Genomic DNA, 12,387 nt, shown 5'->3' with positions numbered 1-12,387 from the left:
AAAAAGAAAAATCATACAAACTAAATTAAGTTATTGACAATCAATTGTTTATAACTATTAAAGACAAACATGTTTAAAATATTGTAAATTCGTCTCCCCGACTTTTCGGAGGGGACTCAAAGTTCAAGTTCAAAGTTTCAATTCTTAAGTTCAAAGTTTCAGTTCATTATTCAAAGTTTTGAGTTTTGAGACTCACTTTGCACTTTGCACTTTGAACTTTGCACTTTGCACTTTGAACTATTTAAGCGTCTTCCCTGATGGCTGCTGCCGGATTAAACCGAAGTGCCTTCCTCGCGGGATAGATCGATGAAATTATTGCTGTTATGATTACAAGAACCGTCATTCCGATATAAAAATCCAGGTACAGCGAAGGGTAAACCAGTGCACTATATCCGAAGGCCTCATAACCTTCCGCCCAGGCTGCGAAATTCAAGCCATTCATCCCTGTAAAGTGTATGGTTACAGCACTGATCACGATCCCGAAAAAAGTTCCGACCATAGCAAGAAATACCGTTTCCAGCATGATCATGAGGAATACTTTTCTTTTATTCATTCCGACAGCCATAAGCATTCCAATTTCCCGGGTGCGCTCCAGGACTGCCATCATCATTGTATTGATAATGCCAAAAGCCATTGCGACCAGGATAATGATCAGCAGGAAATAAGACATCTGATCCATCATGGAGCTTAAAGCTAACAGGATTGGCTCGAGTTCCTTCCAGGGCAATACACTTAAAGAGGGGAACTTTGCTCTCAGGTTATCAGTAACCGGGTCAGTCTGGTCAACATTATCGAGTAATATGGCAATTTCTGATGCTTTCCCCTGCTCGTACCCGGTAAGGGAGATAAGGTCATCTTTTTTAACAAAGATATTCGGTTCATCATAAATTGCATTAGAGGTTTTATAGATGCCTGAAACCCTGAAAAGGCCGTAGGCCAATTCGCCTGAAGCATGCTGAATCGTGATAACAATTTTCGAACCGATTTTCGCTTTGAGTTTAGTCGAAAGCTTTTTGCTGACTAGAATGGGGGCGCTTCTGCCGGTGGTTTCAAAATAATCTCCTTCGGTAATGAATTGGTATATTTTGGATACAGCTTTTTCCTTTTCAGGATCGATTGCATTTATTATAACCCCGGCACCGGTGGCGGCAGTACTTGCCATCGCCAAAGCTTTGATCCGACTCGAAACTGCTTTGACGCCAGGAATGGACGAAATTTCATCCTCCATCTGCTTTACGGAATCCATCGAGAAAACCAGGGATTGGTCCTGCATGAATTCCGGAAGGTGGATCTGAATGTGGGAAATCTCATTATGGATCGAGGCATCAATTTTCTGCTCGACCATTCCATTTGAAATAGCTATCATGAACAATATTCCGAATAAACCCAACGTCACAGCAAGTATGACCACAAGGCTTCTTAGCTTATTCCTCCAAATATTTCGCCAGGCAACTGAGATAATCATCATCTTCCTTTTATCGCATTAACCACTTTAAACCTTCCGATCACAGTAAGCGGATATATCAGGGTAAGTAAAGTAATCATTATAACCACCAACGATTGGCTTATAAAATAGCCGGGTTCCAAAAGGAATGGCATGACCGGTTCCATATTGTATTCAAGCATAGCATCGGCTGCCTCACCGGTGAGCGGGATCGGGTTATGATAAAAGTAGAGGATAAGCGGGAAGCTGGTTATAACACCGGCCAGAATACCGATGAGGCTAATAATCAGCGTTTCAAGGAAAACGATGATCGCCAGCTTGTAGCGACGCGTCCCCACGGCCACCATAATTCCGAATTCCCTCCTGCGCTCCATCGTCATCATCAGGATAGTACCCAGAATGCCAAAGCCGACTACCAGGTACAGGATCCCAAGCATAAACTGCCCGCTGATATTGTCTCCTTCGATCCCCTGGACCAATTCAAACAGCATGTCTTTCCATACCATAACTTCGAGATTATCCGCGTTGATCCGGGCGAGGTCATCACGTGTCTTGATCATCTTGTCCGGATCAGCAAGCATAATCGAAAGGGAAGTCAGCCTGGATGGTGTGGCATACAATTCCTGCGCAAGGGAAAGGGGAATGTACGTCATCATGTTATTCATATCAGGCTGTATGAAACTTATGATGCCTTTTACAGGAAATGCCCCGGCGGCAGTCACTCCATGGTATCCCTGGCCAAGGAGCACAACCGTATCACCAACATTGACTTTCAGATACTGTGCCAGCCCTTCCGCGATTAATATAGAATGATCATCAGCAGCAAGATATTCCCCGCTAACCAGCCGGCTTTTTAAACCGGATATTTCATTTTCCGAATCGGGCCGGGTACCAATCACGGCCGCACCTTTGGTTTGTTTACCTGATGAAAGAAGGGCGAAAGATTCCAGCCGTGGAATAATTTGGGTCACATTAGGATGAGCCAGAATTTTTTCCTCCAGCGACTGGCTGGTTTCAAAAGTGTTATCGATGCTTTTATCTGCCCAGTATCCTTTTTCGTGGACCTGTATATACCCGGTGGAACTCTTAACAGCACTTTCTACCATGCTTGCGTAAGACCCAAGCTGCATCGACCGCATGATCAGGGCCAGGAAAAGGGCAAACAGAACCGAAGTGATGGTCAGTAAAGTCCTTCTTTTATTCCGCCAGAGGTTCCGCCAGGCTATTTTAAAATAATCTCTCATCACCTCACATTCTTCATGTTTTGCTGTGAAAAGAAATCATCATCGATAGTTTTGTTGAAAACCACGTCTTTCATTTCAAGGATGGTCTGGTTGCCGGGCTTATCAACAGGAACCATCACCATCTTTGCCGGAAGCATACGGTCACCCATCTGGCGAATATTTGAAGAAGCCATCTTATTGACCATAACCCCGTCTTCATCATAGTATTCACCTTTTAGCTCATAATAATCTTCTTTTGAAATCCAGATCTTGATCTTGCCCCAAACGACAGCTGCTTCCGGCTTGGGAATCAATTCGATGATATAACAGTCATAGCCTTCTATTTTTTCCGAACCGGTTATCTGGTGGGTGAAATCATCGATAATGGAATTCATCCTGACCAGGTCGTCGTTGGTAAAATCCGAACCCATCCACGACTGCCCCATCATGGAAGGGGGAAGTTTGATCATGCGGTTGATGCTGGGCATCCAGTTCCACATATCCTGGCCTCTTTTCATAAAGACCTGTCCTTTATCCCTTACCGGTTCGGTAATATAGATAAGGTAGTATTCGGTGCCTTTCGACCATGACTTCATGGTGACTTCACGCGACCAATCGGGCCTGACGATGGTCATTTTCATGGTCCCCTGGCTGGTATTGCCATTTGCTTTATCATTGGCCCTTTTCACAATCTCCCTGGCACTCAGATCCTGGGCAAAAGAGGAAAAGTCCAGGGAAATAATAGCTGCAAGAATAAATAGTAAACAGATCGGTTTATCTCTCATTATTCGTCTTTTTACGCAAAACTCAGAACTCAGAACTCAGAACTCAGAACTATCAGGCAATCATTTCGGCTTTCATCAGCTTATCCAGGGCTGATTTAACAGATACGGGATTTTGTGTACCAAGCATAAACTTTTTACCATTTTTAAATTCGAACAGCACACCCATGTTTCCACTGACATTGTACGCTTTGCCTTTTCCGAAGGATCCCAACCTGATGCCCCAGCCTCCATAGTCTTTTAATGGGTTGTATTTTTTCACTTCATAACGCAGGATATTTTCCGCTTTGATGACTTTGGGCTTACGCTGGAATGGCCTGAACCGGTAATGGACCCCGTCGTCATTAATAATGGTCTCAAGCGTAAGTACTCGGAAAAGGATGATGGTCAGTACCGGGAACAGACCGGTTAAGATAACTGCCAGGTTTGAAGAGGGGTTATTACCAAAGGGTATACCCATGAATATCTGCTGCACAAGCTGCCAGATCCAGATCCCGCTCAGCATCAGAATTAACAGCCATATCCATAACTGCCTGAATTTCTGTTCTTCTTTATAATATATCCGATTGGATCTCTTCAAAGCGTTTAATCATCATTAGTTAACCCGCTATTTAATAAGATTATTGATGGCCTGGATGTATTTTGTGCGTATCAGGTTCAGCCTTTCAGGGGTACATTTGTCATCATAAATCCTGATCAGATCGACCAATCCCGATTTCCGAAATATTGTCCCAAGTGCAGCATCAAATTTCGGATTTTCCATATTACGCTTAAGGTCAACCGTAATTTTTTCAAATTGGTTAAATCGTAGCTGCACCGGAATGCTGAGATAGTAAACGCTTGCTACTTCTGCATCTTTGAAAGTGTAATCTGAAATAGCTTCCATGAGGAAATACTTTTTCACCTTTATTATCCCTGTATAAGGCTCAATTTTACGGTTGCCCATAAATTCGATCCCTTCATCCTCATAAGCTTTTAATATACGAGGCACTTCTTTATAGCTTGTAAGTTCTTTAAACCGGATACAAGGATTAAGCATATTATAGAGGGTAACCATGCCCGGTGTGCCATCAAACTTAATATTATGGTCACTTTTGATTTTTTGGGTGACCCGGATTATTTTTTCTTCAGTATATTTCGAACGGGTAATGGCAAACAGAGATTTCGGCATATCATTATCAGGCACAGTTGTGCCATGGTAGCCCGGAAAAGGGTGAAAAGCTTCAAGAACGAGTTGATTATAGCCCACCGGGCCAAGCATTTCTTTCTTTTCTATTGTTCCAATGGTTTCCAGAAGAATTTTCTGACTCATTTCTGATAAACTTTAAATATTTATAAAACTTTCGCAGGGCAATAATATAGCTTTTTTTGTTGTGAACCAAGTAACAATTAAGAATTGCCTGTTAAACGATCACTTTTATTGCTGCAGGCTGGATACGGACGAAAATTTCCTTTCCCATTTTAATGGCTTCTCCATCTATATTGACCCGCTTTCCCCTTTTCCGGACTATAAAGATCTCTGTTGTTTTAAATGATTCGATATAGGGAGACTGATCAATTTTACCAGTGAACAATAGTCCGATCATCCTGGGAATTTCGCCCACCGGGAATTTTTTGACAATTACGATATCGAGCAATCCATCATCTGGCTTTGCGGTAGGAGCGATGACCGTGTTATAACCGAACTGGTTGGAATTGGCGATTGAAAGTAATAATGCACGTCTTGTAATCTTTTGGTCGTTAAAGCTCAATGTATATTCCCTCTCACGATAGCGGAAAAATTCCATCATCACCACCCTGGTGTAGCCATAAAATCCCCTCTTTTTAAGTTTCCGGTATTTGTTGGCAACTCTCGCATCGAAGCCTAAACCCGCAATGCTGGCGAAAGGATAACCGTTTATCGAAGCGATATCGATGGTCCTGGTATTCAGGTTATTTATAAGCTTTATCGCTTTTTCGGGCTCCAGGGGAATTTCAAGGTGCCTTGCCAGCCCATTACCGGAGCCGTTAGGGATGATTCCCAGTATCAGCGGAGTATTGCCCATTCCCTGGACAATTTCATTAATTGTGCCGTCACCGCCTACTGCCACCACGATGTCAAAATTATCCTGCACAGCGGCGGATGCCAGTCTCATGGCATCTTTCGGGCTGGAGGTTCCTTGAATAGTATAATCGAAGCGGTTCAGGTCCAGATTTTGCCTGATCAGGTCTTCCAAACCTTTAAGCTTTCGGACTCCCGAAAAGGGATTATAAATGAAACATATCCTGAGCTTTTTCATTCTCCAGCTATAATCATCAATCTGTCCAAATTATGTTTTTGCAAATTTAACTTAAATCATTCCAAACTCCATCTATCTGTTCCTGGCAAAAGCGGCATTTTGAGTTGACGATATTGTTCTGCAAAATGGAGAACCCTTTTCTTTCGATTATCATTTTTTTGCAATGCGGGCAGTAGGTGTTTTCCCCTTCATGGCCGGGGACATTGCCGATGTAAGCGTATTTGATCCCGGCGTTAAATGCAATCTGCCGTGCTTTTTCGAGGGAAGCAACCGGGGTTGCGGGAAGATTGGTCAGTTTGTACAGAGGTTGAAACCTGCTAAAATGCAGAGGAACCATATTGAGATCATTTTCGGTCAGCCAGTCACACATTTCTTTGATCATATCGAAATCATCGGTCCATGTCGGTATGACAAGGTTGATGATCTCCAGCCAAACACCTTCTTCTTTCAGGATCTTGAGGGTATCCAAAACCGGTTGAAGGGTCCCTGCATTCAGCATCTCGTAGATTTCATCACTAAAACTCTTAAGGTCGATCCTGGCCGCATCCAGGTATTTGCTCAACCGGCGCATCGGGTCAGGGTTGATGTAACCGGCCGAAACCATAAGGTTTTTGATTCCCTGTTGCCTGGCAAGCATAGATGTGTCGAGCGTGTACTCATAGTATGCGACCGGGTCGGAATAGGTATAGGCAATAGCTTTGCAATTGGCTTTTTTTGCTTCGGCCACAACCGCATCGGGCATCAGGTCGTAGTTACGGGTTTCTTTAGGGCTGACCTGTGAAATTTCCCAGTTCTGGCAGTTCAGGCAGGCGAGATTGCAGCCTGCTGTGGCGATTGAATAAGTAAGGGTTCCGGGCAGATAATGAAAAAAGGGCTTCTTTTCGATTGGATCGATATTGACTGCGCAGGGATTGCCGTAACTTATCGAATACAATTTGCCGTCGTAATTGACATTGGTACGGCAACTGCCGGCCTTGCCCACTTCAATCTCGCACTTCCGCGGGCAAAGTTTGCATTTGATTCCCTTTGGCGTATCAATAAAATAAAGCGCTGGGGTGCTCCATTTCCAGGGCATGTCCTGAGGGAAAGCACTATTGGGTATTAATGGAGAAAGGTTTTCATTCCCGAAGGAACTGCCAGCAAACCCAGTAACCATTTCATTCCCGAATGACCTCAAAGCCATGGCACCCAGGCAAAGTCCGCATCCTCCCAGGAAGGAGTTCTTAAGGAAATCCCGCTTTGTGATTAGCTTTTCTGATTGCATAAGTAACAGGATTGCATCATCTTAAATGATAACATCTGTCAATCCAAAAGTAATAAAAAAAAAGGAAAATTCCGGGGTTAATTTTCGGTTTGTGTAGATTGGGCTACCTGTATTTTGCGCCGTTTGCGTTCAAGTTCATCCAGGATGATCTTTCTTATGCGGATCGATTTCGGCGTAACCTCCACATATTCATCGTTTCGGATATATTCCATTGCTTCTTCGAGCGAAAATTTAATTGAGGGTGTGATCATCATTTTGTCATCGGAGCCCGAAGCCCGGTTATTGGTGAGTTTTTTAGTCTTACACAGGTTGATCACCAGGTCATCGGGACGGATATGTTCCCCGATCACCTGGCCGATGTAGATAGGATCTGAAGGTTCGATGAAGAAAGATCCCCGGTCCTGCAGCTTATCAATAGAGTAGGGGATAGCGACACCGGTTTCCATGGCTATCAGGGCACCGTTACGTTTTACAGCAACATCGCCCTTCCAGGGTTCATAGCCTTTGTAACGATGAGCGATGATAGCTTCGCCTTCGGTGCTTGTCAGGATAGTATTTCGCAAACCGATGATAGAGCGGGCCGGGATGTTGAATTCAAGTACGATCCGGTCGCCTTTGGTCTGGATGTTTAATATTTCCCCTTTTCTCCCGGTGACAATATCGATAACCTTACCGGAAAAGGCTTCAGGGACATGGACAGTGAGGTATTCAATAGGTTCGCACTTGATTCCGCCGAAGGTTTTCAGGATCACCTGGGGCTGGCCGAGCTGGAATTCAAACCCTTCCCTTCGCATGGTTTCCACAAGGATAGACAGGTGAAGGATTCCGCGGCCATAAACCATGTATGAATCGGGCGAACCTGTTTCTTCGACGCGCAGGGCAAGATTTTTTTCGATCTCACGAAACAACCTGTCACGCAAGTGGCGTGAAGTGACGAATTTACCGTCTTTCCCGTAGAATGGCGAATTGTTGATGGTAAACAACATGCTCATCGTGGGTTCATCCACTTTTATAGGGATAAGACCTTCAGGGTTTTCCGCATCGGCAATGGTATCGCCGATGTCGAAATCTTCGATGCCCATCACGGCGCAAATTTCCCCGGCGGGTACATCGAGCTTGGTTTTTTCTTTACCAAGGCCTTCAAAAAGGTAAACTTCTTTAAGCTGGGATTTCTGGATCGTTCCGTCGCGTTTAACCAGCGAAACCGGCATACCGGCCCTCAGGCTTCCCCGGTGGATGCGGCCTACCGCGATCCGGCCAACGTAAGACGAGTAATCGATTGATGTGATCTGCATCTGGAGCGTTCCTTCTTCGACTTCAGGAGTTTGAATAGTATTGATGATCATATCGAGCAGGTAGGTGACATCTGTTGTGGGTTGCTTCCAGTCGGCAGACATCCAGCCTTGCTTGGAAGATCCGTAAACCGTGGGGAAATTCAGCTGGTCTTCATCAGCCTCCAGGTTGAACATCAGGTCGAAAACCGCTTCATGGACCAGGTCGGGCTGGCAGTTAGGCTTGTCTACTTTATTGATGACGACGATAGGTTTGAGCTTCAGTTCCAGCGCTTTTTGCAGTACAAACCGTGTCTGCGGCATAGGCCCTTCGAAAGCATCCACGAGCAGCAGGCAGCCATCGGCCATATTTAAAACCCGTTCGACTTCCCCGCCGAAATCGGAATGGCCTGGTGTATCGATAATATTGATCTTGACACCTTTATATCTTACAGAAACATTCTTTGATAAAATCGTGATCCCTCTTTCCCTTTCCAGATCGTTGGTGTCAAGGATCAGGTCGCCCATTTCTTCATTATCGCGGAAAAGATGGACCTGGTATAAAATTCTGTCCACCAGCGTAGTCTTTCCGTGGTCGACATGCGCGATGATCGCGATATTCTTGGTGTTTTGCATGGATTGGATTTCTCCTGAAATTTTGAGGGTGCAAAGGTACTCAAAAACAAGGCGCGGATTACATCGGTCGTCATAAAGTAGTCGTAAAGTAGTCAATATGTTGTCATTGGGTTGTCTTTATGTGGTTGTAGGGTTCACCGGCCGGTGAACCCTACACGTGAATTTGCCGCTAACTGCTCACTGCGAACTGCCTACTGTCAATTGTCAACTTTCCTTAAATTCCCCTCCAAGGCTTCCAGTTGTATTGCAAAATCTTTCATATCCGTCAGCATCACGCGTTTTATCGCTTCAGAAAGTTCTGTCGGGCTGATGGGCTTGGCTAAATACACCAGTCCACTCAGATTAAATGCCAGGATTGAGTTTTTATCAAAAGCAGATATGAAAATCACCCTGAAATCTATGTCTTTAAAAGCATGCAGCAAATCGAAGCCAGTTCCGTCATCCATATTTATGTCCAGGAGAATAAGGTCCGGATGGATTTCCAGGATAGCCTTTATCCCTCTTTTTACTCCTGACGCTTCGCCCACAAGCATGACTTCCGGGCAGTACCTTTTCAGGAATTTACCCAGGGTATCACGCATGTGGGCTTCGTCGTCGATAATCAACGCACGATAAGTATGGAGGTCATTTGTCATTCGTCATTAGTCATTAAGTGGTCATTAGAAGGTGGTCATTAGGTTGTCCAACTGTCCAACTGTCCAACTGGAAACTGTCCAGCTAATACTTCACCATCTTACCAGTCGTCAGTTGACAGTTGACAGTTGACAGTCGGTAGAAGTAAATGCCTGCCGGCATTCGCTTGGCATTCCATTGCACCTGGTACCTGCCCGCGGCCTGCTCTCCATCCTCCAGCACCGCCACTTGCTGCCCGAGATGGTTGAAAATCGATAAATTGACGTTGGCAGAATGTTCCAGCTCGTATTCCAAAGTGGTGAAGTTGGAAAATGGATTCGGATAACTTTGAACTTTGAACTGTTAGATCTTCAAATCCAACTGTGCACGCTTCCTCCACTTCCTCTATGCTGTTGCACGCGGGGGCGTTGTTACTGATGTAAATCTCACCACCTGCTGCTGCCAGGTAATTGCAGATACTTTTTACATCGCACGTGGATAGTGATGTGTTATTTATTATCGTTAGATTAGTAATTGAACCAGCATCTATATTATCAAGGCCCGTTAAACTGGTCAGGGAATTGTTCCAACCTATATTAAGATCACCTCCGATGGAAGTAAGATTACTGAGTCCTGTTAAACTGGTTAGGGCTGGATTACCCCCGTAAGATTCACTTCCAATATATATACCGCCTCCAATGGATGTCATATTGTCCAATCCCATCAAACTGGTTAGGGCAGTATTAAAAATAGAAAGAGGGCCCCCGATCATTGTCACATTATTCAGCCCTGCTAAACTAGTCAGGACAATGTTATCTTGAATAATAACACCGCTCCCGATGGCAGTCAGATTCTCCAGCCCGGATAAACTGGTCAGGATATTGTTTTCCAGAATCTCAAGGAAATCCCCGACGGAAGTCAGATTATCCAATCCTGTTAAACTGGTCAAGACATCATTTTCTCCAATACCAAGATTTCCCCCGATAGTTGTCAAATTCACCAACCCTGATAAACTGTTCAGGGAACTGTTTTGGTAAATCGAAATACCCCCAATTGATGATAAATTTTCTAAACCGCTCATACTGATCAGTATATCGTTGCCATTAATAATAAGATAACCCCCGGTGGATGTCAAATTCTCCAACCCGCTTATACCAGACAGGACATCATTCTCTTCAATCAAAAGTTCTCCCCCGATGGAAGTCAGACCTTCCAACCCCGTTAAAGTAGTCAGGGCAATGTTTCGGCCTATATGAAGATAACCACCAATTGAGGTAAGATTGTCCAAACCAGTTAGACTGGTCAGGTAAGGATTCCCGTAGCCAAAGGGGAAACCATCAATACCAATAATTAAATCAACGCCGATGGATGTCAGTACACTTAATCCGTTTAGATTGGTAATATCACCCCCATTGATTATTACAGATCCTTCAATTTCCGTACAGCCCGGATAATTGGTTTGGAAATTATCAATGCCAGCTTGTTCAGAAAATTCAATACCTTCCGGAAAGCAGCCCTGGGCACTGGCGTAGCTCCATGCCAGCAGGGCGAATGATAAAATGATGAGGTTTTTCATGACCGTATATTTAAAATTCCAAAATCCAAATTCCAAACAAATTCAAAAATTCAAATTCAAAACAACCTAATTACCACTTAATGACCACTAATGACTGATGACCAATGACTAATGACCAGTGCCAAGTAAAATTACATCCTGAAAAAAGCCCAAATGATTCAAATGAGTGAACGCCGGGAAGTGTTTAGGGAACGCCGGGCCTGGTTGAGGGAACGCTTGCCGTCGCCACACCAATCTTCCCCACGCCACTGCTATAATCATAATACATAAAACAAATGGAATCGAGTGAGACCAGCGATGGCCCTTCAATAAATATATTAACACCGGCATTTAATGTATAAGAATCATCCTCAGCCCTGTATAAAGGATTGCCACGATATTTCTCCCAGTGAATTCCATCCTTGCTTGTGGCGTATCCAATTGCAGCTAATTCATTATCAGGTGGCTCTGCCTTTATGATATGGCTACCCATGTAATAAATTTCATAAAAGTCTGATGACTTTGAAACATGGGCAGTCCATAGGTAATCACAATCCCATTCGCCGGCATCGCCGGTTTTTAGCACCGGATCGCTTTCTTTAAAGGGATGTTCCGTGGTTGCCGGGTCATTATATTTTTTCCATTTTATACCGTCCGACGAAAAGGCGATGCCAATGGAAAAGTCTTTCCAGGAAATAAAATCAGCGCCCCCGGTATAATACATCATGTAACTGCCATCTTCTATTTCCAATATTGAGTTTGGGACAACAAAACCAGCATCCCATTCTCCCCTGCTGCCAGCAGTCAGTACCGGTGCTTCGCCCGATGTCCATGGTCCGGTGAGAACTTTAGCCGTTGCCCTGCCAATATATGGCCCAGGACCATATCCGGCTATTTCGGCTGCATTATAGTACATTACCCAAACCGAATCTTCCTTCAAAACTATTGCGGCACCCACTCCATAAGCATCAAAGCCTTGGTTATCAGATGCAAAAACGGGATTTCCTCCGAACTTGCTAAAATGATACCCGTCAGTGGAAGTTGCCAATCCAATGTTATATTTTCCGTTGATCTTCATTCCACTGTAGAAAAGATAAAACACATTATCCTGCCTGAAAGCGTGAGGCAAAAACACAAATAAATCCTCCCATGAACCCGGCTCACCTTTGCTTATTACCGGGTTGTTCTCCCAGGCATTGAATTTCAGCGGGGCAGGAGAGGGATCGTGCCGACAGGAGGTGAGTAGCAGGGCGAACAGGCTGATGGTGAAGATGATATAATGGTTTTTCATAGATCCATTCTTTTAAGTTGACAGTTGACA

11 protein-coding genes are annotated in these 12,387 nt (G+C 44.3%); all 11 read right to left on the bottom strand.

What is annotated here, in order from left to right:
- Positions 1 to 241: 241 nt before the first annotated feature.
- Positions 242 to 1,468, bottom strand: coding sequence for an ABC transporter permease (locus M0Q51_14280; protein ID MCK9401145.1), 1,227 nt, complete (start codon positions 1,466 to 1,468; stop codon positions 242 to 244).
- A complete protein-coding gene (locus M0Q51_14275; protein ID MCK9401144.1) occupies positions 1,465 to 2,688 on the bottom strand; it encodes an FtsX-like permease family protein in 1,224 nt (407 codons plus the stop codon). Before M0Q51_14275 ends, M0Q51_14280 begins: the two co-directional genes overlap by 4 nt.
- A complete protein-coding gene (locus tag M0Q51_14270) occupies positions 2,688 to 3,452 on the bottom strand; it encodes an outer membrane lipoprotein-sorting protein (GenBank protein ID MCK9401143.1) in 765 nt (254 codons plus the stop codon). The genes M0Q51_14275 and M0Q51_14270 overlap by 1 nt, the downstream gene beginning before the upstream one ends.
- Before the next feature lie 52 nt (positions 3,453 to 3,504).
- On the bottom strand, positions 3,505 to 4,029 hold the full coding sequence (locus M0Q51_14265) for a hypothetical protein (GenBank protein ID MCK9401142.1): 525 nt from the start codon (positions 4,027 to 4,029) through the stop codon (positions 3,505 to 3,507).
- A gap of 27 nt (positions 4,030 to 4,056) precedes the next feature.
- On the bottom strand, positions 4,057 to 4,761 hold the full coding sequence (locus M0Q51_14260; GenBank protein ID MCK9401141.1) for a hypothetical protein: 705 nt from the start codon (positions 4,759 to 4,761) through the stop codon (positions 4,057 to 4,059).
- 91 nt (positions 4,762 to 4,852) lie between these two features.
- Positions 4,853 to 5,728 (bottom strand): diacylglycerol kinase family lipid kinase, encoded by an 876-nt coding sequence (locus tag M0Q51_14255; protein MCK9401140.1) that lies wholly within the window; start codon positions 5,726 to 5,728, stop codon positions 4,853 to 4,855.
- A 46-nt stretch (positions 5,729 to 5,774) separates the two neighbouring features.
- On the bottom strand, positions 5,775 to 6,992 hold the full coding sequence (gene amrS, locus M0Q51_14250; GenBank protein ID MCK9401139.1) for an AmmeMemoRadiSam system radical SAM enzyme: 1,218 nt from the start codon (positions 6,990 to 6,992) through the stop codon (positions 5,775 to 5,777).
- 77 nt (positions 6,993 to 7,069) lie between these two features.
- A complete protein-coding gene (gene typA / locus M0Q51_14245; protein ID MCK9401138.1) occupies positions 7,070 to 8,899 on the bottom strand; it encodes a translational GTPase TypA in 1,830 nt (609 codons plus the stop codon).
- A 197-nt stretch (positions 8,900 to 9,096) separates the two neighbouring features.
- On the bottom strand, positions 9,097 to 9,534 hold the full coding sequence (locus tag M0Q51_14240; protein MCK9401137.1) for a response regulator: 438 nt from the start codon (positions 9,532 to 9,534) through the stop codon (positions 9,097 to 9,099).
- 98 nt (positions 9,535 to 9,632) lie between these two features.
- The gene (locus tag M0Q51_14235; protein MCK9401136.1) at positions 9,633 to 11,087 is read right to left on the bottom strand and encodes a hypothetical protein; all 1,455 of its coding nucleotides are present in this window, start codon (positions 11,085 to 11,087) and stop codon (positions 9,633 to 9,635) included.
- 184 nt (positions 11,088 to 11,271) lie between these two features.
- Positions 11,272 to 12,357, bottom strand: coding sequence for a hypothetical protein (locus M0Q51_14230; protein MCK9401135.1), 1,086 nt, complete (start codon positions 12,355 to 12,357; stop codon positions 11,272 to 11,274).
- Between the last annotated feature and the right edge of the window lie 30 nt (positions 12,358 to 12,387).

The sequence above is a fragment of the Bacteroidales bacterium genome (genome assembly GCA_023229505.1).
Classification (GTDB): Bacteria; Bacteroidota; Bacteroidia; order Bacteroidales; family JAGOPY01; genus JAGOPY01.
The sequence above is the reverse complement of the archived record's forward strand: the minus strand, read 5'-3'. Positions and strand labels throughout refer to the sequence as shown.

Coding starts and splice junctions, on each gene's coding strand:
- M0Q51_14280 (MCK9401145.1), bottom strand. CDS start 1,468: ATGATGATTATCTCAGTTGCCTGGCGAAATATTTGGAGGAATAAGCTA.
- M0Q51_14275 (MCK9401144.1), bottom strand. CDS start 2,688: ATGAGAGATTATTTTAAAATAGCCTGGCGGAACCTCTGGCGGAATAAA.
- M0Q51_14270 (MCK9401143.1), bottom strand. CDS start 3,452: ATGAGAGATAAACCGATCTGTTTACTATTTATTCTTGCAGCTATTATT.
- M0Q51_14260 (MCK9401141.1), bottom strand. CDS start 4,761: ATGAGTCAGAAAATTCTTCTGGAAACCATTGGAACAATAGAAAAGAAA.
- M0Q51_14255 (MCK9401140.1), bottom strand. CDS start 5,728: ATGAAAAAGCTCAGGATATGTTTCATTTATAATCCCTTTTCGGGAGTC.
- amrS (MCK9401139.1), bottom strand. CDS start 6,992: ATGCAATCAGAAAAGCTAATCACAAAGCGGGATTTCCTTAAGAACTCC.
- typA (MCK9401138.1), bottom strand. CDS start 8,899: ATGCAAAACACCAAGAATATCGCGATCATCGCGCATGTCGACCACGGA.
- M0Q51_14240 (MCK9401137.1), bottom strand. CDS start 9,534: ATGACAAATGACCTCCATACTTATCGTGCGTTGATTATCGACGACGAA.
- M0Q51_14235 (MCK9401136.1), bottom strand. CDS start 11,087: ATGAAAAACCTCATCATTTTATCATTCGCCCTGCTGGCATGGAGCTAC.
- M0Q51_14230 (MCK9401135.1), bottom strand. CDS start 12,357: ATGAAAAACCATTATATCATCTTCACCATCAGCCTGTTCGCCCTGCTA.